This is a genomic window from Sphingomonas bacterium (assembly GCF_028289855.1).
Taxonomy (GTDB): domain Bacteria; phylum Pseudomonadota; class Alphaproteobacteria; order Sphingomonadales; family Sphingomonadaceae; genus Sphingomonas.
Genome location: NZ_JAQGKZ010000054.1, coordinates 13,658 through 38,173 on the forward strand (window position 1 = coordinate 13,658; position 24,516 = coordinate 38,173).

Here is a 24,516-nt window from a genome sequence, read left to right on the forward strand (position 1 = left end):
ACCATGTTGAACGGCCTGTCGGTCGACGTCGAGGAATGGTTCCAGGTCGGCGCGTTCGAACGCGTGATCGCCAAGGCCGAGTGGGACGGCCTGACGAGCCGCGTCGAATATAATACGGGCAAGGTGCTCGATCTGTTCGGTGAGAGCGGGGTCAAGGCGACCTTTTTCACGCTTGGCTGGGTGGCCGAACGCTATCCCGCGCTGATCCGCCGCATTGCCGATGAGGGGCATGAAGTCGCTAGCCATGGCTGGGACCATGATCGGGTGTTCACGCTGACGGCGGATAGCTTCCGCGCCGACCTAGCACGCGCCCGGACGGCGCTGGAACAGGCTTCGGGCCAGAAAATCACCGGCTATCGCGCGCCGAGCTTCTCGATCGACAAGCGGACGCCTTGGGCGCACCAGGTGCTGGCCGACGAGGGCTATCGATATTCGTCCAGCGTCGCGCCGCTGCGGCACGACCACTATGGATGGGCTGACGCGCCCAAGCATGCTTATCGTCCAGTCGCGGGGTCCGATCTGATCGAGTTGCCGATCACGCTGGCGAGCATTGCGGGGCGCAAGATAACGACGGGGGGCGGGTTCTTCCGCCTGTTCCCTGCGGCGATCACCGACGCCGCGATAGCGCAGGCGAACGGCGACGCCCGCCCGGCGGTATTCTATTTTCATCCGTGGGAGGTCGATCCCGGCCAGCCGCGTGTCGCGAACGCGCCGCTCAAATCGCGGTTGCGCCATTATAGCCGATTGGGCGCGATGGCAGGCAAACTGCGCGGGCTGGTGGCACGCCATGAATGGGGTCGGGTCGACGCCGTCGTTGCCGCCGAAGCGGCGAGGCTATCATGACGATCCAGCCCGCGACCCTAGTGGCTATCACGCCTGCTAATCTGACCGATGCCAGTGATCGCGCACGGATCGACGAATACGTCCGCGCGCACCCCGACGCTACGCCGTTCCACCTGACAGGCTGGAACGTCGCGGTGGCGCGCGCGTGCGGCCAGACGGCGCACTGCCTGATCGCCGAGCAAGCCGATGGCGAGATCGTCGGCGTCCTGCCGCTCACCGAAATCCGCTCGCCCCTGTTCGGCAAGGCGTTGGTGTCGGCCGGGTTCGCCGTCGATGGCGGCATCCTGACGCGGCGCGATGCGGTGGCGGACGCACTGGCGGCGTCGGCCTGGGCGCTGGCGGAAAAGCTCGGCTGCCCAAGCCTCGAACTGCGCGGCGGCCCGGCACCGGGCGAGGGGTGGCTGGTCGATGAGACGACCTATCTTGGTTTCGCGCGCGATCTGGCGGCGGATGACGAAGCGCAACTGCTCGCGATCCCGCGCAAGCAGCGCGCCGAGGTGCGCAAGTCGCTTGACGGCGACCTGCACGTTGCGATCGGTAATTGGCCGAACGATCTCGCCATGCATTACGCGGTGTTTTCCGAGAGCGTCCGCAACCTCGGCACGCCGGTATTTCCGGCAGCGTTGTTCCGTGAGGTGGCAAAGGAACTCGGCGACCACGCCGATATCGTGACCGTCAGCCACCGCGGCACGCCGCATGCCAGCGTGTTCAGCCTCTACCTTAACGGCACCGTCTACCCCTTCTGGGGCGGCGGCACGCGCGAGGCGCGAGCATTGAAAGCGAACGATCGGCTGTATTATGAACTGATGCGCCATGCGCGGGCCAACAAGCGCTGCACTCGCTACGATTTCGGGCGGTCGAAGGCGGGTACTGGAGTCGCCGCGTTCAAGAAGAATTGGGGGTTCGAAGGCGTGCCGCTGCGCTACGCCAAACGCGTCCAGCAGGGGGAAGCACCCCGCGAAATGAATCCGATGAGCCCCAAGTACCGGCTTCAGGTCGCGGTTTGGAAGAGGCTGCCGCTATGGCTGGCCAACACGATGGGCCCGGTGATTGCCAAAGGCTTGGGCTGATGGGCGATTTGCTGTTCCTCGCGCATCGATCGCCATTCCCGCCCGACCGCGGGGACAAGACCCGGGCGTACAACGTGCTAAAATATCTGTCGGCCGGGAAGCGCGTGCATTTGCTCGCGTTTGCTGATGATCGGCGCGATCTCGATAGCGATGGCCTGATGCCGTTCACGGCGAGCCGGAAGGTGCTGTGGCGCGGCAAGTCGCGTGTCGTCGCGACGCTGGAAGCGCTGGCGCAAGGCAAAGCGGCCTCGCTGACTGCCTTCGATAGCGCCAAGATGCGCACGGCGGTGGCGGAGGTGCTAGCACGCGAAGCGATCGACGCGATCTATGTCTTTTCGGGGCAAATGGCGCAGTACGTGCCTGCCGATACAGCCGCGCGCGTCATCATGGATTTCTGCGACATGGATTCGCTGAAGTTCGCGGACTATGCGAAGGGTGCGCGTGGCCCGATGCGCTGGCTGATGGCGCGCGAGGCGACCAAATTGATGACGTTCGAAGCGGAAACGGCGAAGCGCGTCGATGCCAGCTTGTTCGTCAGTGCGGCGGAGGCCGAGCTGTTCCGTCAGAAAACCGGTGCGGCGAACGTGACGGCGGTGGAAAACGGCATCGACACCGATTTCTTCGACCCGGCTGCCGCGTTCGACAAGATCGCTGAAAGCGCGCCGCTGATCGTGTTCACCGGCCAGATGGATTACCGTCCCAATGTCGAGGCGGTGACTTGGTTCGCGCGCGACATCCTCCCGACGATCCGTGCGGCGCACGCCGACGTGCGTTTCGCCATTGTCGGACGCAATCCCACCGCCGATGTCAGCGCGCTGGCAAGCGATGCGGTACTCGTCACCGGCGAAGTCGCCGACGTGCGCGGCTGGCTAGCAGCGGCGGCGTGTGTCGTTGCGCCGCTGAAGATTGCGCGCGGTATCCAGAACAAGGTGCTCGAAGCGATGGCGATGGCTCGCCCGGTAGTCGCGAGCGGTCCGGCGGCCGAGGGTATCGACCATGGCGGTGCGATCCTGGCCGGGGAGGGGGTGGACGATATCACTCAGGCGGTTATTGCGCTGCTCGGCGATACGGAGCGCGCGGCTGAACTTGGGCGGCAAGCGCGCGCGCAGGTGCGCAAGCGGTACGGCTGGGCCGCACGGCTGGCGCCGCTCGACGCACTGATCGGCTGCACGCCAGCGGTCCGGGACGCGGCATGAATAGCGTCGCACAGACCGCCCCCCACGCTTTCTCGGTCGGACCGGCTTGGCGCCGTCCTTTGGTCGCGCTCGGGTTGGTCGCAGTCGTGTTGCTGGCGATGTTCCGCCACGACGTTGGCGATCTCGCGGATCTCTACTGGACCAACACCACCTTCGGCCATTGCCTCTTCATCGCGCCGGTGATCGGCTGGCTGGTGTGGATCCGTCGCGCCGAGTTGGCGAAGCTGACACCGCAAAGCTGGGCGCCCGGACTGGCGCTCGTCGCGGCTGGCGGGTTAGGCTGGCTACTCGGCGACGCTGCGGGCGTCTCGTTCGCGCGGCACTTGGGACTCGTCATGATGCTGCAAGGCGCCGTCGTGACGACGCTGGGGCCGAACGTCGCGCGGGGGCTGCTGTTTCCGCTCGCTTATGCGCTGTTCCTGGTACCGTTTGGAGACTTCCTCGAGCCGCCGCTGCAGACGATCACCGTGTGGATTACCATGCACTTGCTCCATCTGGTCGGCGTCGCTGCGACGGTGGACGGCGTGCTGATCACCGCTGGCGACAAATACTTCGAAGTGGCGGAGGCGTGCTCGGGCTCCAAGTTCGTGATCGCGATGGTCGCGTACGGCGTGCTGGTGGCCAACCTGTGTTACCGCACCTGGCCGCGGCGGATGGCGTTCATGGCGATGGCGATCGTCGTGCCGGTGCTCGCCAACGGCCTACGGGCGTTCGGGACGATCTATGCCGCGGTGCTGACCAGCGTCGAGCAGGCGACGGGGTACGACCATATCGTGTTCGGCTGGGTGTTCTTCGGCCTTGTCATGGCGGCGGTGCTGGCGATCGGGTGGAAGTGGTTCGACCGGGCGCCCGACGCGCCGGCTTTCGACCCGGCAAAACTGCAAGGCGCGATCCGCTGGCGGCTCGATCTGGTCGTGGCGAGCGCATTGGTGCTGGCGACCGCAGCGGTGTTTCCGGTGTGGAGCGCGGCGATCGCCAACCGCGCGCAGGCGCTGCCCGCGCATATCGACTTGCCGCAAGTGGCGGGATGGACTCGCGCGCCGGTCAGCGCGCGCGCGCCGTGGACGCCCACGTATCCGGGGGCGGACCATCAACTGTTCGGCCGCTACGTCGATGCCGACGGCAATGCCGTCGATCTCGCCATCGCGGTCTATGGCAGCCAGCGCCAGGGCAAGGAGATCGTCGGGTTCGGGATCGGCATCATGCAGCAGGACGACCGCTGGGTGAGGATCAAGGACCTCGACGATCTGGACGGCGGCCAAGTGATCGATATGTCTGCCGCGGGGCCGGTGGAGCGGCAGGTCGCGACATGGTACCGGGTCGGCGATGTGACGACCAGCAGCGGGAAGATTGTGAAGCTCCAGACCCTCAAGGCCAAACTGTTCGGCGGCCCGCAGCGTGCCGTCGCGATTCATGTCTCGGCGGAGGTGCTGCCCGGGCATGAGGCGCGCGCGGCGATGGCGAAGTTCTTGGCGGCGCTAGGCTCTCTCGATGTGCTGGCCGACCGCAGCGCGGGGATGGCGAACTAGATGTGCGGCATCGCCGGGGTGTTTCATCCCGGAACCCCCAAGCCGGTCGATCGCGCGCGCGTGCTGGCGATGGCCGACGCTCAGGCGCATCGCGGACCCGACGGGTCGGGCGTGTGGACCGCGCCGGGCGTGGGGCTGGGACACCGCCGCCTCGCGATCATCGACGTCGCGGGCAGCCCGCAGCCGATGCAGGATGGCGACCTGACCGTTACCTACAATGGCGAAATCTATAACTTCGCCGAAGTGCGCAGCCAGCTTCAGGCGATGGGCGCGAAGTTCGTCACCAACGGCGACACCGAAGTGCTGCTGCACGGATGGCGCGCATGGGGGCCGTCGATGCTCGACCGGCTCAACGGCATGTTCGCCTTCGCGTTGCACGATGCCGGGCGGCAATGCCTGTTCCTGGCGCGCGATCGGCTGGGCGTGAAGCCGCTTCATTACGTCGAGCTGAGCGACGGGTCGGTGGCGTTCGCTTCGGAGCTGAAAGGCTTGCTCGCCCATCCGTTGCTGCGGCGGTCGCCCGATCTGTCGGCGATCGAGGATTTCATGGGGCTCGGCTACGTGCCCGACGATTCCTGCATCGTCGCTGGCGTGAAGAAACTGCCCGCTGCGCACTTCCTGCTGCTCGAACGTGGGCGACCGATGGGCAAGCCCCAGCGCTGGTGGAATATGGACTTCACCCGTCGCGCTACCGGGTCGGTCAAAGACCTCGAAGCCGAACTGGTCGAGCGGATGCGCGCGGCTGTGCGGTTGCGGATGGTGTCCGACGTGCCGCTCGGTGCCTTCCTGTCGGGCGGGGTGGACAGTTCGGCGGTGGTCGCGCTGATGGCCGAAGCGTCGAAGGAAGCGGTCAAGACGTGCACGATCGGGTTTCAGGAGGCAGGGCACGACGAACGCGCCTATGCCGATGCTATCGCCGCGCGATACCACACCGACCACCGTGAACGCGTGGTCGCGGCGGACGATTTTCAGCTGATCGACCGGCTGACCGCCGCGTTCGACGAGCCGTTCGCGGATGCCTCCGCCCTGGCGACGTACCGTGTGTGCGAGCTGGCACGCGAGCAGGTGACGGTCGCGCTGTCGGGGGATGGGGCAGACGAGGCGTTCGCGGGCTATCGCCGTTACAAGTTCCAGACGGCGGAGGAGCGAGTGAGGGCGCTATTGCCGCGCGGCCTGTCATCGACGGTGTTCGGAACTCTCGGGCGGCTCTATCCAAAGGCCGACTGGGCGCCGCGGCCGTTGCGCGCCAAGACCACTTTGCTCGCGCTCGCCGACGATGGCGCGACCGCCTATGCCCGCTCGGTCGGCGTAACCACGCCGGCCCTGCGCCAGCAACTCTTCACCGCCGCCGCTTGGGCCCGACTTGGCGGTCACCGCGCTGAGGATCGCTACATCGCCACGATGCGCGGCGCGCCGGCGCGCGATGCGCTCGACCGTGCGCAATATGCCGATATCCAGCATTGGCTGACCGGTGATATTCTTACCAAGGTCGATCGCACCAGCATGGCGGTCAGCCTGGAAGCACGCGAGCCGTTGCTCGACTATAAATTGATGGAATTTGCCGCCTCGCTGCCGGTGTCGATGCGGCTGCGCGGCGGGCAGGGCAAGTGGCTGATGAAGAAGGCGATGGAGCGCTATCTGCCGAAGGACATCCTGTATCGACCCAAGATGGGGTTCGTGACTCCGATCGGCGCATGGTTTCGCGGGAGCCTGGCCGACGAAGCGGCGAGCCTCGCCCGGTCGCAGCGTCTGCTGCAATGGTTCGACGGCCCGGCGATTGAAAAACTCGCCGCCGACCACAAGGCGGGTAGGGCAGAGCACGGCCGGACCTTGTGGCAATTGGTAACGCTCGACAAAAGTCTGGCGCGGCTGTTCGGCTGACGCCGGCGCGGTTATGCGGGAATCATGAGCGACGTCAGATTCGTCCCCGGCGAACCCGCGCCGTGGTTTCACGCCAAGGCACTCGACGGCAATCCACGTTTTGCGTTTCACACCGTCGCCGGCCGGCCGGTGATGATGCTGTTCCACGCCAGCGGCGCACACCCGGCAGGCGCCGCCGCACTGGCGACGGTGGCGGCGCATCGCGACCTGTTCGACGATGTGCAGGCGAGCCTGTTCGGGGTCAGCGTCGATCCGAGCGACATCAGCGACCGCCGTATCGCCCAACAATTGCCCGGCATCCGCTGGTTTATCGACGACGATCACGCCATTTCGAAAGCCTATCACGCGACGGTCGCAAAGGACGGCAAGACGGGATATCGCCCGCATTGGCTGGTGCTGGACCGCATGCTCCGCGTGATCGGCAGCTATCCGATCGACAACGGCGAGGCGGCGATGGCGGCGTTGCGCGACCTTATCGCATCGCCCGACGAGCCGGCCAATGCGCCGGTGCTGATCGCCCCGCGGGTTTTCGAGCCGGTGTTCTGCCGGACGCTGATCGAGGCATACGACCGCGATGGCGGCCAGGAATCGGGGTTCATGCGCGACGTCGACGGCGTGACGGTCGAGCAATTCGATCACGATCACAAACGACGGTCGGATTACCTCGTGACGGATCCCGAGCTGCAACGCGCGATCCATGCCCGGCTGAAGCGGCTGCTGGCGCCGGCGATTCAGCGCGCGTTCCAGTTCGAGGTCACGCGCGTCGAGCGGCTGCTGGTCGCCTGTTACGACAGCGAGGCGGGCGGCGGGCATTTCCGCGCACACCGCGACAACACCACCAACGGCACCGCGCATCGACGCTTCGCGTGCACGATCAACCTGAATGCCGACGATTATGAGGGCGGGGATTTGTGCTTTCCGGAATTCGGCCCCCGCACCTATCGCGCGCCGACCGGCGGCGCGGTGATCTTTTCATGCTCGCTGCTGCACGAGGCGCGACCGGTGACCAAGGGCAAGCGCTACGCCTTCCTCCCGTTCTTCTACGACGAGGCAGCGGCGCAGTTGCGCGAGCGGAATTTGTCGATGGTCGCCCCCGAATTACAGCATTATCGAGCGGGGGCGGCGACTGGCGACTAGATGCACAGCCGCCAAACGACATAGGCGGCCAGGACGATCGCGATTCCCAGGTCGCTGACCATCGCGACATTTTCGTTGGTGCTGCGATTCGCTTCCAGCGAGTGCATCACACCGGCTGCCGCGTAGAAGATCCCAGCCACGATCGCCGTGGGCAGCGTGAAATCAGGGCGCCACAGCGAGACGATGCCGACCAGCCCAGTCCCCAAATTGGCAAACCCCAGTTCGCGGACCAGCACCAACACACCGCCGCCGCCCGTGACGTTGAAGATATGCTCTGCAGTGAAGCGCGGCTGGGCGATTTGACGGATGCCCGCAATCGCCAGCCGCCAGCCGACGCCGAAGAACACGAACCATTTGCCGACGAGCGCCATCAACGGCGCGTGGCCATACTCGACGCCGATCCCGGCGAACGGGAAGATTAGCATCAGGCAAAGGACGATGGCGATATACATGCGGCTCTACGCGTCAGTGCAGTTTCACGATCGAAAGTCGGTCTTCCTTGGCGCGTTGCTTCACCGACTCTTCGCTGCGCGTCAGCGCCTTGGCGATCGCCTTCAGCGCCATGCCCTTCTTGGCTAGCGTGTGCAGCTTCTGGATTTCGTCCTGACGCCATGGTTGGCGGTGGCGTTCGAACCCTTCGCTCTTAGCCACTGTGCCACCCGAACACCGCCATCGCGGCGTGGAGCGTGAGCGCCATCAGGCACAGGCTCGACAGTGCGAAGATCATAAAGCGGATGTTGATCTGGTTGACGGTCGCCTGCCACAGGCTGTGGACAACGCGTAGCCCGACATAACCCCAGGCGATCCATGCGTTCATGCCGTTGCCGGTGCCGGAGAAGGCGATGACCAACGCGACGGCGTAGAAGATCGTCGGCTGTTCCATCAGGTGAATGTAATTGTGCGCCGGCCATTGGGTCTTGTCGGGCACGACACCGTCGAGCGCGCCGGGCTTGCTGCCGCGCACCTTGCTCAGATCGACGCCGAGCTTCTTGAGCGCCGGCAGCCGCGTGACGATCATCCAGACGAGCATGACCAAGGTCCAGGCGATCAGGACGACCACCGGCTTCAGGATTTCGCTGTGCATGAAAAAGCCTCCCCCGAGATTTATGTCGGGGGAGGCTGCATCAATCGGTTGCGGCGCGCAACCTTAGTCGGCGAACAGCTTGCCCCAGGCGCGTTTCGCGCGGTCCTTCCAGTGACCGCGGTGATAGGCGTCACTGGCCAGCAGCGGCATCACGCTGCCGGCCTCGGCGAACACCATCTGTTCGATGCCCGTGTTGACCTTGCCCCAGCTCGCCGCTTCCTGCAGCGTCGAGGACGAGCAGGCCCCGTCGCGGACGTCGGCGACGGTGATCTGCACGGCGTATTTGTGCACCTCGACATCCTCGTGGCCGAGGATCTCGGCGCACACGACGGTGTCCTGGATGAAATTCTTCGGCACGCCGCCGCCGATCATGAGCAGGCCCGTCGTGCCGGCCTTGATCTTGATGTCGGTCAGCTCGCGGAAATCGGCGACCGCGTCGATCATCAGATAGGGTTTACCCGCCTTCATCTGATCGACCTGATGCTTGACCAGCCCGAACCCGGCCGAGCTGTCGACGAACGCCGGGCAGAAGATCGGCACGTCATGCTCGTAGGCGAGCTTGACCAGGCTGTTTTCCTTCTTGCCATGCTCCGACAGATACTTGCCCATCGCGCGGATGAACGCGCGGCTCGAATAGGCCCTGGGCTCGAGCTCGTTGGCGATCTTGTTGATCGTGAAGTCGCAGTCCTGGAGCTGCTCCTCATCGATATAGGTGTCGTAGATGCGGTCGATGTAGAGCGAGCGCAGTGTGTCGTCGTCGGGCACTTCGAGCGCCTGATAATGCTTGTGGCCGAGCCCTTCGAAGAAATCCATGTCGACGATGGTGGCACCCGTGGCGACGACGCAATCGACCATGTTGTTGCGCAGCAGATCGGCATAAAGATCCATGCACCCGCCCGCCGAGGTCGATCCGGCGATCACCAGCACGATCGTGCAATCGGGATCGGCCAGCATCTGGTTGTAGATGCTCGTCGCGCGGCCAAGGTCGCGGCTGGTGAAGCTCATGTCGCTCATCGCATCGACGATCGGACGCGCGTCGAAGCTCTTGATGTCGATGTGCTTGACCACTTTCGACAGCAATTCCGCCTTGCGGTTGGTGGTGGGGGCATCGGTCATAGGTTTCGGTCCTGTGAAATATTCGTCACCCCGGATTTGATCCGGGGTCCCGCTTTTCAACGCAAGATAGCGGGACCCCGGCTCGGAGGCCGGGGTGACGATAGAAATGATTGCGCGCTGTTACAGCGTGACGACGTTCGACGCGACCTTGCGATCCTCGTCCACGTACAGGCTCGCCATCGGCTCGTCCTCGACGATCACCGTCTCGTCCGATCCGAAGCCGTTGAACGCGGTGCGCATCGCGGTGCCGTACGCGCCGAGCATCCCGATTTCGAGATAGTCGCCCGCTTGCGTATCCGCCGGCAGCATGAACGGCCCGGCCATATGGTCGAGATCGTCGCAGGTCGGGCCGTAGAACGAAAACGGCATGTCCTTGGCGCGACTGTCGGGCTCGCGCAGCAAGGTGACCGGAAAGCGCCAGCCGATATGCGCGGCATCGAACAGCGCGCCATAGGCGCCGTCGTTGATGAACAGCTCGTCGCCGCGGCGCTTTTCGACGCGTACGATGATCGAGCTGTATTCGGCGCACAACGCGCGGCCTGGCTCGCACCACAGTTCGGACGAATAGCTGACGGGCAGCGATTCGAACGCGCGGTGAATGGTCTCGAAATAACGTTCGAGCGGGGGCGGCTCCATGCCCGGATAGGTCGAGGGGAAGCCGCCGCCGACGTCGATCACGTCGACCGTCACCGCCGCGCTGACGATCGCCGCGCGGACGCGCTCCATCGCCTGGCCATAAGCGTCCGGCGTCATCGCCTGGCTGCCGACATGGAAGCAGATGCCGAGCGCATCGGCCGCCTGGCGAGCCGCGAACAGCAAGTCGCCGGCCTCTTCGGGCCCCACCCCGAACTTCGACGCGAGGCTAAGCTTCGAATGCTCCGACGATACGCGGAGGCGAACGCACAAGGTCAGGTCGGCCGCGGCCACGCCGTTCTTCGCGGTGGCACGGACGATCTTGTCGAGCTCGTCCATCGAATCGAGGCTGAACGTGCGGCAGCCGTGCTCGAAATAGGCCTGGGCGATCGCTTCCTCGGCCTTGACCGGGTGCATGAAGCACAAGGTCGCCTCGGGCAGCGTATGCGCGACCAATCGCACTTCGTTGAGCGAGGCGACGTCGTAGTGCGTCACGCCATTGTCCCACAGGATCCGCAGCAGGTCGGGCGACGGGTTCGCCTTCACCGCATACATCGAGCGGCCCGGAAACTTCTCCACGAAGAATCGGGCGGCGCGCGCGGCGGCGTGCGGACGAATGAGCGTTACCGGCTGGACCGGACGCTGGGCGATGGCAATTCCAAGAGCGGAATTGCCAGGGGCGACTAGCCCCAACGCGCTATGATGCTTGGCCAATTCAAGGGACCTCCAAGTGGCTTGCGCCTACGGTGACAAAAGCTGCCTTGCGGTTGGAAGTCCCATGGGGCAGCGGAGGGCGGATTTAGGGTCCATGCTTTTGCATGTAAAGACCTTATTGAATCGCTGGTTCTGGCGCGGAGATGGACAGTGACGATTGTGCGACAGCCGACACGGGCAGGGGTCAGGGACGCCGCGGCCAAGATCGCCGCGATCCTGCCGCCGACGCCATTATTCGTGCATGAAATCAACGGGGTGCAAGTCGCTTTTAAGGCAGAGTCGCTGCAACCGGTTGGCGCGTTCAAGCTGCGCGGCGCGTGGCATCGGCTGACCGCGCTCGACGACGCGCAGCGTGCGAAGGGCGTGGTCGCCTTTTCGTCGGGGAATCACGCGCAGGGCGTGGCATGGGCGGCGAAGCGGCTGGGGATGCCGGCGACGATCGTCATGCCCGGCGATGCGCCCAAGGCGAAGCGCGACGGTACGCTCGCGCTGGGGGCGGAAGTGGTGGCGTACGACCGCATGACCGAGGATCGAATCGCGATCGCGTCGGCGCTGGCCGAGGCGCGGGGCGCGACGTTGGTGCCGAGCTTCGACGATCCGTGGATCATCGAGGGGCAAGGCAGCGTCGGGATCGAGGCGCGGCGCCAGATGGAGGCAATCGGGCTGGGCGAGCCAACGCATGTCGTGGTGCCGTGCGGCGGCGGCGGGCTCGCGTCGGGTATCGCACTGGGGCTGTCGGAGGCGAAGATCACCGTCGTCGAGCCCGAAGGCTGGGACGACATGCGCCGCAGCCTGGAGGCGAGCTGGATCGAGCCGGTCGGCCCCAACCCGCCGCCGACCGCGTGCGATGCGTTGCAGACGCCCGAGGTGTCGCCGCTGACCTTCGAGGTGCTGGCGCGGCGCGATGCCAAGGGCGTGGCGGTCAGCGAGGCCGAGGTGCGCGCGGCGCAGCATTGGGCTGCGAGCGTGCTGCACTTGGTCATAGAGCCCGGCGGCGCGGTAGGGCTGGCGGCGCTGCTCACCGGCAAGGTCGCGGCGGAGGCGGGGATGCTGGTGATCCTGTCGGGCGGAAACGTCGATATCGAGGCCTATGCCGCCGCGATCGCGTCTGAGCCGGCCGAGGCATCAGCATTTCCGGCGCTCAGCGAGACATGATGGGACTTCTACCAATCGGCTATTGCACTGTGCTCCGGCGAAGGCCGGAGTGTTGGCAGTCGCAGCCTTCGATCTCCAACGCTCCGGCCTTCGCCGGAGCACGAACTCTTTCCACATGACCGGCTTGGAGCAAGTCGCGCCCGCGATCGCGATGATCGCAGCGTTCGTGCTGGCCTGGTTCGGGGTCAGGCTGGCGATGCGGCCAGATACGCGGACCAAGGGCGTGCTGATGGTGGTGATGGCGCTGGTACTGGTGGGAAATGTGGTGATTTGGACGTTGTAGTCCGATCAGAATTTGCGCGTATATGGCCTTGGCGGAATACGGACGCAGGTTCCGCGGCCTTCGTATGGCTTTCCCTCCTTCGTCACTAACTTAGTGTATTTGAGGGTATGGCGATCAACGATATCGACCCAACTCACGCCGTCAGCCTTAGAAAATTCGAACCGCACCAAATCCGGCGTGACGGACGACCGAACCTTCACGCCGTTGGGTAAATCGATGTTTATCAACTTAATAAGCTCGTCGCCCTGCATCGAATATCCTTCACTTGGACCGTCTAGCGCCAAAACGAGGGATTCTTCTCCGCTTTCAAAGCGACACGATAGCCACTCTAATTCATCAGTTTGCACATTCCCCGACATCAGAGTGGCCCCCAAAATCGCTGACAAAATCATATGGATATATGGCGGGCTCGGCTGGGCCCTTGTCAAGTATGTCAGGTTGGCCGACCAACTTAGTTGGCTGACGTCGGCAAAGCCCATGTCGTCGGACGGCGCTTGCGCCGCCGGCCGGCTCGACATCGTGACGCGATTAGCTGGCGCTAATCGCTGCTCCCAGCTCACCGGATCGGCGAATTAGGGTCGAGCCTCATATCCAGATACTTGTCCACGCTGCCCATCAACTCCGGCATTTCGTGCTCGAAGAAGTGGTTCGCCTTCGGGATCGTGTCGTGGTGGATCGTGATGTGGCGCTGGGTGCGCAGCTTGTCGACCAGCTTCTGGATCGCGACCGGGGTCGCCACCTCGTCATTCTCGCCGGCGATCAGGATGCCGCTCGCCGGGCACGGCGCGAGGAAGGTGAAGTCGTAGAGATTGGCGGGGGGTGCTACCGAGATGAAGCCGCGGATTTCGGGGCGGCGCATCAATAGCTGCATGCCGATCCATGCGCCGAAGCTGACCCCGGCGATCCACGTCGTCGAGGCTTCCGGGTGGAAGCTCTGTACCCAGTCGAGCGCCGACGCGGCGTCGCTCAGCTCACCGATGCCGTTGTCGAACGTGCCCTGGCTCTTCCCCACGCCGCGAAAGTTGAAGCGCAAGGTCGCGAAGCCGCGGCGCTGGAAGGTCTTGTAGAGCTCCATCACGATGCGGTTGTTCATCGTGCCCATCGCTTGCGGATGCGGATGGAGGATCATCGCGACCGGTGCGCGCGGCTTGGGGCCGGGGTTGAAACGGCCTTCGAGACGGCCTTCGGGGCCGGGGAAGATGACTTCGGGCATGGTATCCTGACAGCTTGGTCTTTTGGCGAATTGCGACCGCCGGTGTGGCGGGAAAGGTTGCGCGCTATATAGGCAGGAAGCGCTTTCGCGCAATTGGAACGAATCGGACCGGTGACGACTCGCATCTATCTTGATCATGCCGCGACGACGCCGTTGCTGCCCGTGGCGCGCGAGGCGATGGCAGACGGCTTCGCGCGCTGGGCAAATCCGTCGTCGCCGCATGCTGAGGGACGCGCGGCAAAAGCGGCTCTGGAGGCGGCGCGAGGGCAGATCGCCGGGGCCTATGGCTGGTCGGGCGAAGTGCTGTTCACCAGCGGGGCGAGCGAGTCGCTGAACGTCGCGCTGACGCGGAGTGCGGTCGAGCGAAGGCTGGCCTCGGCGGTCGAGCACGATGCGGTGTTGCGCGCGACGTATGACATCGCGCTGGTGAAGGTCGGTGCGGACGGGATCGTCGATACCGACGCGCTCGACGCGGCGACGACAGGAGAGGGACGCGCGGTTGTCGCGATCCAGTGGTGCAACAGCGAAACTGGCGTTCGCCAGCCGATCGCTACGCTGGCCGAGCAGATTCACGCCGCTGGCCATCTGCTATTGGTCGATGCGGCGCAGATGCCCGCCGGCGCCGACCGCGACGTCGCGCGGCACGCCGATTTCGTCGCGCTATCGGCGCACAAGCGTGGCGGGCCGATCGGGGTCGGTGCGCTACTGGTGCGCGATCTCGCCACGCTTGACCCCACCGGGGGGCAGGAGCGGGGGTATCGGCCGGGGACGGAGAACGTGCCCGGGGTGCTGGGCTATGCCGCTGCGTTGGCTGAGCCGGAAGATGTTGTGCGCTACGCCGAGCTGCGCCGCTACCTCGACGACGCCTTGACGTCACTTGGCGCCGAACCCGTGCTGGCCGGGGCATTGCGGCATCCGGCAATAGGATCGTACCGCTTGCCCGGCGTGAGTTCGACCACTCAGTTGATCCGCTTCGACATGGCCGGGATCGCTGTGTCAGCAGGTAGTGCCTGCGCTTCGGGTAGCATGAAGCCGAGCCACGTCCTGACCGCGATGGGCTGGGACATGACGGCATCGCGGGAGGTCGTGAGAGTAAGTTTCGGGCGATCCACAACGAAAGCCGATTGCGACGCGTTCATCGCGGTCTGGCGAGAGATCGCCGCCAGCCGGGCACAGGCGGCATGATCTATCTCGATTATCAGGCGACGACACCGCTCGCCCCGGAGGCGTTCGAAGCGATGCTTCCGTGGCTACGCGACCGGCACGCCAATCCGCATTCGGCGCACAGCGCGGGCCGCGCGGCAAAGGCGGCGGTTGAGGTGGCACGCGAGCAAGTCGCTGCGTTGCTGCCGCCGGGCGGACGCGTGGCATTCACGGGCGGTGCGACCGAAGCGCTCAACTGGGCGATCAAGGGGGCCGGTGGGCCGGTCGTCACCATCGCGACCGAACATGCCGCCGTACTCGACACGGCCGAGGCAATGGGGAGCGCGACGATCCTGCCAGTGGGACGTGACGGCTTGGTCGATCTCGGCGCGGCCTGCGCGGCGATCCGCCCCGGCGTGAAGCTAGTTGCGGCGATGCTGGTCAACAACGAGAGCGGGGTGTTTCAGCCCGTCGCCGAACTCGCGGCGCTGGCGCACGAAGCAGGAGCGCTGTTCCTGTGCGACGCAGTGCAAGGCTATGGGCGCGTGCCGATCCCCGACGACTGCGATTTGATCGCCGTCTCCGCGCACAAGATCCACGGTCCCAAGGGCATCGGCGCGTTGTGGATCCGCGACGGCGTCGACCTCGCGACGCTGCTGCATGGCGGCGATCAGGAGGGCGGGCGATCGGGCACGCTGTCGCCGGCCTTGTGCGCCGGGTTCGGCGTCGCTGCCGCCTTGATGGGCGAGCGGCGGGAGCGGGACGCCGCGCATGTCGAGTTGCTCTGGGGCTTGGCCATTGGTCGCCTCGATGGCTGGACGATCAACGGCGCGGTCGATCACCGCTATCGCGGCAACCTCAACATCCGCCGCGACGGTCTCGACGTGGGGCGGTTGATGTCCGACCTGCGCGACGTCGCTTTTTCCGCCGGTTCGGCCTGCGCCAGCGGTTCCGGCAGGCCGAGCCATGTCTTGCGCGCAATCGGGTTGAGCGATGCGGAGGCGAAATCGAGCATTCGACTGGGTTTCGGGCGCTACACCACAGAAGCCGAACTCATTGAGGCCCTGACCCGGATCGACACCGCCGCCCGCGCGCAACGGATTGCGGTGTGACGCGCGTCACCTTCATCGAACGCGACGGTACGCGGCGCGAGGTCGAATCGCGGCCCGGCGACCGGCTGCTCGACGTGGCACAGAATACCGATCAGCCGCTCGAGGGCACGTGCGAGGGGCAAATGGCCTGCTCGACCTGCCATGTGATCGTCGATCCCGACGATTTTGCCCGGCTACCCCGTGCGGTGGAGGAAGAGGAGGACATGCTCGACCTCGCCGCCGGGGCGACGCGCTACAGCCGGCTGTCGTGCCAGATCTGGCTGGATGCGATCGACGCGATCACCGTGCGAATTCCTCCCGAAGCCAAGAACATGCGCGGTCGCTGACGATAAATTCCGACCGATCCGTAACGATATTTCGGATACGGAACGACACGTGCTTTCGGCCGTTTGGACGCCATCGGGGGGCTGTTGAAAGGGAATGTTCGCATGAAAATGATCTTCGCTATCGGTGCTGCGCTCGTCGCCGGCGCCACCTTGGTTCCCATGTCCGCCGACGCTTCGCCGCAGACCACGACGACCGTGCGTACGCGTACCGTCACGACCGATGCCCCGCGGGCGACGACGCGCGTCGTGGTAACGCGTCCAGGCGTGCGGCGCGGCTGGCACATGAAGCGCACCTGCACCGTGCGGTGGCATCATGGCCGCAAGGTCCGGACGTGCCGCAACGTGCGCGTGCGCTGGTAATCCTAACCGCTTGAAACCGCCGCCCGACCCCGCCATATGCGTGGCGAGAGTCGGGCGGACGGGGTCGTCGCCAACCTGGTCAGAGCCGGAAGGCAGCAGCCACAACGATTTTGCCCCGGGTCGTCCGGCTCTCACCGCGCAGCGCGCACGCCGGCAGCGAAGCCGCCGTCGAGACGCGCAAGCGCGGCCGGCGGGCCGACGGCCCGTCCGACGAAGCGGCTTTGCTGCGGCGCGCCGATTTTGCTACAATCCCAAATCTCACGAACGTCCACCAGTGTCTCTAGTCAAAGGAGTCCTGTAATGCGTTTCACCTCGATCTTCGCCGCGATGCTTGCGCTTGCTGGTATCGCAAGCGCCGCCCCCGCTGCCGCCGAAACTGCGCTGACCAAAACGGTCGCGGTTGCCCCGGTCGCGCAGCCAGGTAGCGCCACGACCGCCGACCAGTATCGCGGCTGGCGCGGCGACCGGCGTGGCTGGCGTGGCGATCGCGGTTGGCGTGGCGGCAATGGCTGGCGCAGCAATTCCCGTTTTCGTGGCGGTTACGCCTACCGGTCCAACCGCAGGTGGCGGCGTGGCCGACTCGTGTGCCAGACCACTTGGTACCACCGTCGTCCGATCCGGCGCTGTTATCGCGTCTATTAAGCGCGGTTAGCCCTTCGACATCGCGGCTCGCCGTGCCTAGATAGGAGTCGATGTCCGACTCCTTCGACCTTGGCGAGCCGCCACAGCCCGACAACACCGCTTACCGCGTGCTCGCGCGCAAATACCGGCCGCAGAATTTCGACCAGCTGATCGGGCAGGAAGCCATGGTCCAGACGCTGGCCAACGCAATCCGGCGTGGGCGGCTGGCGCACGCTTTCCTGCTCACTGGTGTCCGCGGCGTCGGCAAGACCAGCACTGCGCGGCTGATTGCCAAGGCGCTCAATTGCATCGGCCCGGACGGGGAGGGCGGCCCGACGATCGACCCGTGCGGCGTTTGCGAGCCCTGTATCTCAATCGCCGAGGGGCGTAATATCGATGTGATCGAGATGGATGCGGCGTCGCACACTGGCGTTGACGATATGCGCGCGGTAATCGACGCGGCGCGGCTGGCGGCGTTCGGTGCGCGGTTCAAGATCTACATCATCGACGAAGTCCATATGTTGTCGAAGAATGCGTTCAATGCGCTTCTTAAGACACTCGAAGAACCCCCTGAACATGTGAAGTTTCTACTCGCCACCACCGAAGTCCAAAAAGTACCGGTAACGGTTCTGTCGCGGTGCCAGCGGTTCGACTTGAGACGTATTCCCGCGGATAAACTGGCGACGCATTTCACACGGATCGCCGAATTGGAGGGCGCGACGGCGGAATTCGAGGCGCTGGCGTTGATCGCGCGCGCGGCGGACGGGTCGGCGCGCGACGGCCTCTCGATCCTGGACCAGGCAATCGCGCATGCCGGGATGGAGGGCGGTGGCGTGACCGCATCGGCGGTGCGCGCGATGCTCGGGCTGTCCGACCGCGCCGCGATCCGCGATCTGTTCGGGCTGTTGCTCGTCAGCGACGCGGCGAGCGCGCTCGCCGCGTTGCGGATACAATATGACCTAGGCGTCGACCCCCAATCGGTGCTGCGCGGGCTGCTCGAGACGGTGCACGCGACAACACTCGCCAAGCTCGGCGGCGATGCCGACCCGGCGCAATCGGTCGAAGAGCGCGAGGCGTATCAAGGCTGGGCGCGGAGCTTGTCGTTCCCGGCGCTGCACCGGTTGTGGCAATTGTTGCTCAAGGGGCATGATGAAATCGGGCGCGCCGCTTTGCCGATCGAGGCAGGCGAGATGGCGCTGCTGCGCGTCGTCCATGCCTCCAGCCTCCCCGATCCGGGGGAATTGGCGCGGCAGATCGCCGCCGGTGCAGCGGTCGGTACCGCCGCTGCACCATCCAGCACAGCGCCGGTACCGGCCGCTGCACCGGTCCAGGCGCTGCCCGCGACCTTCGATGACATGGTCGCGTTGATTCAGCGCAACGGCGGCGGCTCGTTATTGTCGCACCTCAACGCCAATGCTCGCCCGGTGCGTTACGCACCGCCCGAACTCACGCTGAGCACGCAGCGCCCGCTTCCTGCCGATCTGCCGGCAGCGCTCGCGGCACGGCTCCACGACCTGACTGGCGTCAAATGGAAGATTTTGACCGAGGATGCCGAGGGTGAGGCAACCCTCGCCGAGCGGCGCAAGGCGTCCGAAGAGGCGGAACGCGCCGCGATCCTTGAAACCCCAATCGTCAAAGCCGCGTTCGAGGCGTTTCCCGATGCGGTCCTCGAAAACTGGAACAAGGAAGCACAAGCGTGAAGAGTCTCGAAGACATAATGGCGATGGCGCAGAACGTTCAGGCCGAACTGGCCAAGGCGCAGGACGGGCTCGACGCGATCGAGGTTGAGGGAGCGTCGGGCGGCGGGCTGGTCAAGGTTACGGCATCGGCCAAGGGCCGGATCATCGGCATCGCGATCGACGATTCGCTGGTCCAGGTGTCCGAAAAGCAGATGCTGGAGGATCTGATCGTCGCGGCGTTCAACGATGCGCGGGCGAAGGCGGATGCGGCGTCGAATGCCGAGATGGCGAAAATGACTCAGGGCCTGCCGCTGCCGCCGGGGTTCAAACTGCCGTTCTAGTCGCAGCGCGGCAGCCGGCCACGCCGGGCTGACTCGCGCAAGACCGGCCGGCGAGCCTTTAGGCCCGTCCGACGCCATGGGCTTTGCCCATGGCGGTCCGCGCTACTTCAAACACCCGTCCAGCCCATCGGCCCGCACGATATCGACGTAGCGGGCAATGACGTTGCCATGGCGCCGCACGAAGCCGGTCGGATCGACGGCATCGCGTTTCTTCGGCAGCGGCAACACTGCCGCGATCCGCCCCGCCTCGACCGCGGTCATCCGCGACGCATCGTGTCCGAAATAGCGGATCGACCCGGCATTGGCGCCGTACGTGCCGATCCCGGTTTCGGCGACGTTGAGGTACACCTCCATGATCCGCCGCTTTCCCCACAGATGCTCGATCAGAAAAGTGAAATACGCCTCGAACGCCTTGCGGACGTACCCCCCGCTCTGGATCAGAAAGACGTTTTTCGCGGTCTGCTGGCTGATCGTCGATCCGCCGCGGATGCGCCCGCCTTTCTGGTTGCGGCTATACGCTTGCTCGATCGCCCGAAAATCGAAGCCGTTGTGGAGGCAAAAGCGCGAATCCTCACCGGCAATGGCGGCGCGCGCCATGCGCGGGTCCATCTCGTCGAGCGACATCCATCTCTTGACGATGCCGTTGCCCGATATGCCGTCGCCGAGCATCGTCAATGTGACCGGCGGGTCGATGAAGCGATATAGCCCGACCCAGACCACGCTCAGCACGATGAAGGCGAGCGTGCCCTTCCATACCCAGCCGAAAATACGGCGTGGCCACGAGCGGCGGGGTTTGGCGGGCTTGGCTGGCATTGGCTCGGTTGGCGGCTCTGGCGTGGATGGGACAGGGGCCGCGGTCAGCGGTATCGTCGCCACTACGCGGGGACGGCGCTGGGCGGCAAGCGCCTCTTCGGCGGCGGCGATCCCCGTCTCGTAGGCGCCGTGCGCGGTCGAGAAGTCGCTCGCGTGGCAAGCCTCGCCGGCGAAGAACAGGCGGTCGTCATGAGGTTGTGCGAGGATACCGCGCTGTGCGGCTTGGCCGATCTTCGCGTGCGAATAGCTGCCCCGAATGAACTTTTCCGCGCGCCAGCGCGTCCGCGCGAGCGGCTGAAGCCGTAGCCGCCAGTCGTTGCCGAGCAGCCCCGCCAGTTCGCCGATCGCGAAGTCGGCGGCGGCGCGATCGTCCTGTCGCTCCAGCGCCTCGGCGCAATCGCCGCCGAAGAACGCTTCGACCAAGGGCCGTCCGAGCCAGCCGACCTGATAGCTCGCGGTGTTGGAGCTGTGCGGGTTGCCGATCAGGTGCGCATTGTGCGGATAGTCGCCGTCGCGGATGCCGAGGAAGATCTTGTCGGCAAGCCCAAGGGGGAGCGCGGCGGCGGCGTGGCGTTTGGCGTCGAGCGGCGGGTCGAAGGCCAGATCGCCGTCGGCGATGATCGGCGTAGGCACCGCGACGATGATTCGGTCAGCCTCGATCACGCCGCCCGGTGTGGTCAGCCGGATCAAGGCGCCGCGATGGTCGATGAGCGACACGGGCGTGTCGAGCTTGACCGGCAACCGCTTGGCGTGCGCGGCGATCAGCGAACCATAGCCTTCCTGCAGCCGCCAATTGTCGTCGCCCGCGGTATTTTCATACGCCGCCCAGTCATGGAGCGACACGTCGCCCAGATTCGCGCCGTTGGCATAGCCGGAGATCGCGTCGATCAGCGGGCGCCACGGCGAATCGGCGGGAATGAAATCGCTCAGCGGGCGATCGGGACCGTGGACGAAACCCTCGGCGCGGTCGTGCCACTTAACGTAGTCTTCCTCGAATGCCGCGCGCTCGTCCTTCGGAAAGCCGAGATCGTGCCATTGTGTTCGCCAGCCCGCGGGGGTGCGGTCGATCTGGAAGCCTTCGGCCAGCGCGATCCGCGTCCACGGATTGCGGTCGGCCGAATGCAACCAGGCGCAGCCTAGGTCGAGCACTTCGCCCCGCACGCGGACGCTATGCGCCCGCCCGCCGAGCCGCCCGCTCGCCTCGACCAGCAACACGTCAGCACGCGCCTCGTGCAGCCGGCGCGCTGCCGCGATCCCGGACGCACCGCCGCCGATGACAACAAAGTCGTGCTTCATCGCAGCGTCAGGCTGGCGGCTCGTCGGGGTCGCGGATTGCGAGGAAAGCGAGCACGGCTGCGACCGCCAGTGCCGCCAGCGCGACCCAATATCCGACCTGCCAGTCGACCCGGATCATCGACGCTGCGACCGAATCGAGGCCCGACTCCTTGCCGCTCTTCGCCGCCGCTTCGGCCAGCCGCGTGTTGCTGTACTGATTGGTACCCGCCCAGATCAGCGCTACCGCGCCAAGCGAGGTTGCGACGACTGCCATCGCTAGGCGCCGCCGCATCAACGACAATACGAGCCCGATCGCGCTCAGCGCGACCGCGGCGGCAAGGTAGTAATTCAGGTGGGTCGCCTGCGGCTTGTCTGCGGCGGCCGCGATCACTGGCCGGATGTGGCCGAGCACCAGCTCCCAGCCGCTCGCCTCGGCGACCTTCGTGCCCGAGCAGGAAACGGTCATCCACGGCAACAGGAACGCGAGCAGCGCGATCGCCTTGGGTATTTTGACGTAACGCCACATGGCCGGTCCCCTTTTGATTGAGGACCGACGCTACCGCGCCCGTTACGCCGCGAGCAACCGTTTCTCGCCGGCGAGCCGCATCATCACCTTCTGCAGCTTCTCGAACGCGCGAACCTCGATCTGACGGACGCGTTCGCGGCTGACGCCATAGACCTGCGAGAGCTCCTCGAGCGTCTTTGGGTCGTCGGTCAGGCGGCGCTCGGTCAGGATATGCTTCTCGCGCTCGTTGAGGTCGTCCATCGCCTCGGTCAACAGGCTGTGGCGGACGTCCGCCTCCTGCGTCTCGGCGACGACTTGGTCCTGCAAGGGCGAATCGTCCTGCAGCCAATCCTGCCACTGGCCTTCGCCGTCCTCGCGCACCGAGACGTTGAGCGACGTGTCGCCGCCCATCGACATGCGGCGGTTCATGCTGGTGACCTCGTCCTCGGTCACGCCGAGATCCTTGGCGATCTTGGCGAGGTTGGCCGGGCTCAAGTCTCCGTCGTCGAACGCGTCGAGCTTCGATTTCATCCGGCGCAAGTTGAAGAACAATTTCTTCTGCGCGGCGGTGGTGCCCATCTTCACCAGGCTCCACGAGCGCAGGATGAATTCCTGGATCGACGCGCGGATCCACCACATCGCATAGGTCGAAAGACGGAAGCCGCGATCGGCCTCGAACTTCTTCACGCCCTGCATCAGGCCGATATTGCCCTCGCTGATCAGCTCACTGACCGGCAGGCCATAGCCGCGATAGCCCATCGCGATCTTGGCCACCAAGCGCAGGTGGCTGGTGACCAGCTGATGCGCGGCATCGGTGTCGCCATGCTCCTCGAAGCGCTTGGCGAGCATATATTCCTGTTCGGGGGTCAGGACGGGGAAACGCTTGATCTCGGCCAGATAGCGGTTGAGGCTCGCCTCTCCGCCAAGGGCAGGAATCGTCGCGGGGACGTTGCTGCGGTTTGCCATGATCACTTCTCCCTTAACTGAGCCGGCATGCCCCAGATGAGGCGACATGCCGCGCTGCAACAAAACCTAATGACTGAGTATATCGAACAGTTCCTGCATATCGGCAGGCATTTCGCTTTCGAACGACAAAGCTTCTCTTGTGATGGGGTGGATGAACCCGAGAACCGCCGCATGCAACGCCTGGCGGCGGAAATTCAGGGTTTCCAAATCCTTCCGGTGAGCCTGTTTTGTTCTACCATAAACCGGGTCGCCCAGCAAGGGGTGACCGATCGATGCCAAGTGAACGCGCACCTGATGCGTGCGGCCGGTTTCGAGTTTGCACTCGACCAGCGTCGCGTCGCGCAAGCGTTCGAGCGTTCTGTAATGCGTCACCGCGCGCTTGCCGGTACGGACGATCGCGACCTTCTTGCGGTTCTGCGGACTGCGCGCGAGGGGCGCATCGACCGTGCCCGAAAGCGGCGAAGGTTGCCCAGACACGATCGCCTTGTAACGGCGGTCGATCGAGTGGTCGGCGAATTGCTTAGCTAATCCAACATGGGCGCGGTCGGTCTTGGCGGCGACCATCAGCCCCGACGTGTCCTTGTCGATCCGGTGCACGATCCCGGGCCGCGCGACGCCGCCGATCCCGGAGAGACTACCGCCGCAATGATGGAGCAGGGCGTTGACTAGGGTGCCATCGAGATTGCCCGCGGCGGGATGGACAACGAGACCTGCCGGCTTGTCGATCACGATCAGATGCTCGTCCTCGAACGCGACGACGAGCGGGATATCCTGCGCTTCGTTATGTGCCGGCGTGGGGTTGGGCACGGTGACGCTGAATGTGGTACCCGCGACCGCCTTTTTCGCTGGATCACGCATCAGTGCACCATCGCTGCTGCTCACGTGCCCGGAGGAGATCAGCGCCTTCAAGCGCTCGCGCGATAGAGTGGGGAGGGCGTCGGCCAGGGCGCGGTCGAACCGCCACCCATTGGCATTCGCCGAAATCATCGCTTGCAGGATGGAAACCCCCGAGACCATTCGGCTAGGGAAATGGGCATGAGGCTGGAAATTTCAAGGGAGGCGCTGGCAGGCATTCGAGCGGAGGCGGCGGCGTCGCCCGATGTGGAGGTTTGCGGACTGTTGCTGGGCGAGGAGTTGCGGGTCGAACGGGTGGTTCCGTGCCGCAACGTGGCTGACGAACCGGCGATAGGGTTCGAGATCGGCCCGCAGGCACTGATCGCCGCACACAAGGCTGCGCGGGCAGGCGGGCCGGCGGTGATCGGGCATTACCATTCGCATCCGACTGGACGGGCCGAGCCGTCGGCGCGCGATGCGGCGGCGGCGAGTGGTGGTGAGGTTTGGGTGATCGTAACGTCGAAAGAGCTTCGGGCCTGGTTGGCCATTGATGAGGGTTTTGCGCATCTACCTATCCATCCGTCATCCTGAACTTGTTTCAGTATCCATCGTGCAGCAATGACCGCCGCCGCTTGTGGCGCAGTGGATGCTGAAACGAGTTCAGCATGACGGCTTTGGGTGTGGTGC

The 24,516-nt window shown here is 65.2% G+C and carries 27 protein-coding genes, 1 other RNA gene and 1 pseudogene; 17 read left to right on the forward strand and 12 right to left on the reverse strand.

Features of this window, described 5'->3' with window-relative positions; genetic code table 11:
- Nucleotides 1-3: 3 nt before the first annotated feature.
- Genes JWM94_RS05070 through JWM94_RS05095 form a run of 6 tightly spaced genes read left to right on the forward strand, consistent with a single transcriptional unit; the run spans nucleotide 4 to nucleotide 7,656 of the window.
- Nucleotides 4-843 (forward strand): XrtA system polysaccharide deacetylase, encoded by an 840-nt coding sequence (locus JWM94_RS05070; protein WP_299422706.1) that lies wholly within the window; start codon nucleotides 4-6, stop codon nucleotides 841-843.
- Nucleotides 840-1,913: a FemAB family XrtA/PEP-CTERM system-associated protein gene (locus tag JWM94_RS05075; protein WP_299422710.1), complete on the forward strand. Its 1,074-nt coding sequence runs from the start codon at nucleotides 840-842 to the stop codon at nucleotides 1,911-1,913. Before JWM94_RS05070 ends, JWM94_RS05075 begins: the two co-directional genes overlap by 4 nt.
- Nucleotides 1,913-3,109: a TIGR03087 family PEP-CTERM/XrtA system glycosyltransferase gene (locus JWM94_RS05080; RefSeq protein WP_299422714.1), complete on the forward strand. Its 1,197-nt coding sequence runs from the start codon at nucleotides 1,913-1,915 to the stop codon at nucleotides 3,107-3,109. Before JWM94_RS05075 ends, JWM94_RS05080 begins: the two co-directional genes overlap by 1 nt.
- Nucleotides 3,106-4,638 carry an exosortase A gene (gene xrtA, locus JWM94_RS05085; protein WP_299422718.1) on the forward strand — a complete coding sequence of 511 codons (1,533 nt, stop codon included), beginning with the start codon at nucleotides 3,106-3,108 and terminating at the stop codon, nucleotides 4,636-4,638. The genes JWM94_RS05080 and xrtA overlap by 4 nt, the downstream gene beginning before the upstream one ends.
- Entirely contained in the window at nucleotides 4,639-6,519 is a 1,881-nt protein-coding gene (locus tag JWM94_RS05090) for an XrtA/PEP-CTERM system amidotransferase (protein ID WP_299422722.1), read from the forward strand. It abuts the gene before it with no gap.
- A gap of 24 nt (nucleotides 6,520-6,543) precedes the next feature.
- The gene (locus JWM94_RS05095; RefSeq protein ID WP_299422726.1) at nucleotides 6,544-7,656 is read left to right on the forward strand and encodes a 2OG-Fe(II) oxygenase; all 1,113 of its coding nucleotides are present in this window, start codon (nucleotides 6,544-6,546) and stop codon (nucleotides 7,654-7,656) included.
- Here JWM94_RS05095 and JWM94_RS05100 read toward each other — a convergent pair.
- From JWM94_RS05100 to JWM94_RS05120, 5 genes are all read right to left on the reverse strand, one after another.
- The gene (locus tag JWM94_RS05100) at nucleotides 7,653-8,108 is read right to left on the reverse strand and encodes a DUF6790 family protein (protein ID WP_299422730.1); all 456 of its coding nucleotides are present in this window, start codon (nucleotides 8,106-8,108) and stop codon (nucleotides 7,653-7,655) included. The two genes, JWM94_RS05095 and JWM94_RS05100, sit on opposite strands and share 4 nt — an antisense overlap.
- Before the next feature lie 13 nt (nucleotides 8,109-8,121).
- The gene (locus JWM94_RS05105; RefSeq protein WP_299422733.1) at nucleotides 8,122-8,307 is read right to left on the reverse strand and encodes a hypothetical protein; all 186 of its coding nucleotides are present in this window, start codon (nucleotides 8,305-8,307) and stop codon (nucleotides 8,122-8,124) included.
- Complete coding sequence (locus JWM94_RS05110) at nucleotides 8,300-8,740, reverse strand: MAPEG family protein (RefSeq protein ID WP_299422736.1); 441 nt, start codon at nucleotides 8,738-8,740, stop codon at nucleotides 8,300-8,302. The genes JWM94_RS05105 and JWM94_RS05110 overlap by 8 nt, the downstream gene beginning before the upstream one ends.
- A gap of 63 nt (nucleotides 8,741-8,803) precedes the next feature.
- The gene (locus JWM94_RS05115) at nucleotides 8,804-9,856 is read right to left on the reverse strand and encodes a deoxyhypusine synthase (RefSeq protein WP_299422739.1); all 1,053 of its coding nucleotides are present in this window, start codon (nucleotides 9,854-9,856) and stop codon (nucleotides 8,804-8,806) included.
- A gap of 120 nt (nucleotides 9,857-9,976) precedes the next feature.
- A complete protein-coding gene (locus JWM94_RS05120) occupies nucleotides 9,977-11,182 on the reverse strand; it encodes a type III PLP-dependent enzyme (RefSeq protein ID WP_299422846.1) in 1,206 nt (401 codons plus the stop codon).
- Between the two features lie 171 nt (nucleotides 11,183-11,353).
- On the opposite strand from JWM94_RS05120, the gene JWM94_RS05125 reads away from it, so the two are divergent.
- Together JWM94_RS05125 and JWM94_RS05130 are read left to right on the forward strand one after the other, a co-directional pair.
- Complete coding sequence (locus JWM94_RS05125) at nucleotides 11,354-12,358, forward strand: threonine/serine dehydratase (protein ID WP_299422743.1); 1,005 nt, start codon at nucleotides 11,354-11,356, stop codon at nucleotides 12,356-12,358.
- A 115-nt stretch (nucleotides 12,359-12,473) separates the two neighbouring features.
- Nucleotides 12,474-12,641: a hypothetical protein gene (locus tag JWM94_RS05130; protein ID WP_299422746.1), complete on the forward strand. Its 168-nt coding sequence runs from the start codon at nucleotides 12,474-12,476 to the stop codon at nucleotides 12,639-12,641.
- A 5-nt stretch (nucleotides 12,642-12,646) separates the two neighbouring features.
- On the opposite strand, the gene JWM94_RS05135 is transcribed toward JWM94_RS05130, so the two are convergent.
- Together JWM94_RS05135 and JWM94_RS05140 are read right to left on the reverse strand one after the other, a co-directional pair.
- Nucleotides 12,647-13,201 (reverse strand): hypothetical protein, encoded by a 555-nt coding sequence (locus JWM94_RS05135; protein WP_299422749.1) that lies wholly within the window; start codon nucleotides 13,199-13,201, stop codon nucleotides 12,647-12,649.
- Nucleotides 13,198-13,854 carry an alpha/beta hydrolase gene (locus tag JWM94_RS05140; RefSeq protein WP_299422753.1) on the reverse strand — a complete coding sequence of 219 codons (657 nt, stop codon included), beginning with the start codon at nucleotides 13,852-13,854 and terminating at the stop codon, nucleotides 13,198-13,200. Before JWM94_RS05140 ends, JWM94_RS05135 begins: the two co-directional genes overlap by 4 nt.
- A gap of 111 nt (nucleotides 13,855-13,965) precedes the next feature.
- Between JWM94_RS05140 and JWM94_RS05145 the strand changes: the two genes are divergently transcribed.
- From JWM94_RS05145 to JWM94_RS05180, 8 genes are all read left to right on the forward strand, one after another.
- A complete protein-coding gene (locus tag JWM94_RS05145) occupies nucleotides 13,966-15,039 on the forward strand; it encodes an aminotransferase class V-fold PLP-dependent enzyme (protein ID WP_299422756.1) in 1,074 nt (357 codons plus the stop codon).
- On the forward strand, nucleotides 15,036-16,109 hold the full coding sequence (locus JWM94_RS05150) for a cysteine desulfurase family protein (RefSeq protein ID WP_299422759.1): 1,074 nt from the start codon (nucleotides 15,036-15,038) through the stop codon (nucleotides 16,107-16,109). The genes JWM94_RS05145 and JWM94_RS05150 overlap by 4 nt, the downstream gene beginning before the upstream one ends.
- Complete coding sequence (locus JWM94_RS05155) at nucleotides 16,106-16,435, forward strand: 2Fe-2S iron-sulfur cluster-binding protein (RefSeq protein ID WP_299422764.1); 330 nt, start codon at nucleotides 16,106-16,108, stop codon at nucleotides 16,433-16,435. The genes JWM94_RS05150 and JWM94_RS05155 overlap by 4 nt, the downstream gene beginning before the upstream one ends.
- 102 nt (nucleotides 16,436-16,537) lie before the next feature.
- Nucleotides 16,538-16,795 carry a hypothetical protein gene (locus JWM94_RS05160; protein WP_299422768.1) on the forward strand — a complete coding sequence of 86 codons (258 nt, stop codon included), beginning with the start codon at nucleotides 16,538-16,540 and terminating at the stop codon, nucleotides 16,793-16,795.
- A 42-nt stretch (nucleotides 16,796-16,837) separates the two neighbouring features.
- An RNA gene (gene ffs, locus JWM94_RS05165) (signal recognition particle sRNA small type) lies at nucleotides 16,838-16,934 on the forward strand.
- A gap of 161 nt (nucleotides 16,935-17,095) precedes the next feature.
- A complete protein-coding gene (locus JWM94_RS05170) occupies nucleotides 17,096-17,437 on the forward strand; it encodes a hypothetical protein (RefSeq protein WP_299422772.1) in 342 nt (113 codons plus the stop codon).
- Nucleotides 17,438-17,487: 50 nt separating this feature from the next.
- Entirely contained in the window at nucleotides 17,488-19,116 is a 1,629-nt protein-coding gene (locus JWM94_RS05175) for a DNA polymerase III subunit gamma/tau (RefSeq protein WP_299422776.1), read from the forward strand.
- Nucleotides 19,113-19,436: a YbaB/EbfC family nucleoid-associated protein gene (locus JWM94_RS05180; protein ID WP_299422781.1), complete on the forward strand. Its 324-nt coding sequence runs from the start codon at nucleotides 19,113-19,115 to the stop codon at nucleotides 19,434-19,436. The genes JWM94_RS05175 and JWM94_RS05180 overlap by 4 nt, the downstream gene beginning before the upstream one ends.
- Nucleotides 19,437-19,538: 102 nt before the next feature.
- On the opposite strand, the gene mtgA is transcribed toward JWM94_RS05180, so the two are convergent.
- The 5 genes and pseudogenes from mtgA to JWM94_RS05205 form a co-directional block, all read right to left on the reverse strand.
- The gene (gene mtgA / locus JWM94_RS05185) at nucleotides 19,539-20,249 is read right to left on the reverse strand and encodes a monofunctional biosynthetic peptidoglycan transglycosylase (protein WP_299422850.1); all 711 of its coding nucleotides are present in this window, start codon (nucleotides 20,247-20,249) and stop codon (nucleotides 19,539-19,541) included.
- Nucleotides 20,250-20,351: 102 nt separating this feature from the next.
- Nucleotides 20,352-21,545 (reverse strand): annotated as a pseudogene (locus tag JWM94_RS05190) (flavin monoamine oxidase family protein); the annotation flags it as partial.
- Nucleotides 21,546-21,552: 7 nt separating this feature from the next.
- The gene (locus JWM94_RS05195) at nucleotides 21,553-22,050 is read right to left on the reverse strand and encodes a hypothetical protein (protein ID WP_299422785.1); all 498 of its coding nucleotides are present in this window, start codon (nucleotides 22,048-22,050) and stop codon (nucleotides 21,553-21,555) included.
- Between the two features lie 42 nt (nucleotides 22,051-22,092).
- Entirely contained in the window at nucleotides 22,093-22,995 is a 903-nt protein-coding gene (gene rpoH / locus JWM94_RS05200; protein WP_299422789.1) for an RNA polymerase sigma factor RpoH, read from the reverse strand.
- 66 nt (nucleotides 22,996-23,061) lie between these two features.
- Nucleotides 23,062-24,012 (reverse strand): RluA family pseudouridine synthase, encoded by a 951-nt coding sequence (locus JWM94_RS05205; RefSeq protein ID WP_299422792.1) that lies wholly within the window; start codon nucleotides 24,010-24,012, stop codon nucleotides 23,062-23,064.
- Between the two features lie 18 nt (nucleotides 24,013-24,030).
- Here JWM94_RS05205 and JWM94_RS05210 point away from each other — a divergent pair, with 18 nt between their 5' ends.
- The gene (locus JWM94_RS05210) at nucleotides 24,031-24,420 is read left to right on the forward strand and encodes a M67 family metallopeptidase (RefSeq protein WP_299422796.1); all 390 of its coding nucleotides are present in this window, start codon (nucleotides 24,031-24,033) and stop codon (nucleotides 24,418-24,420) included.
- Nucleotides 24,421-24,516: the final 96 nt, after the last annotated feature.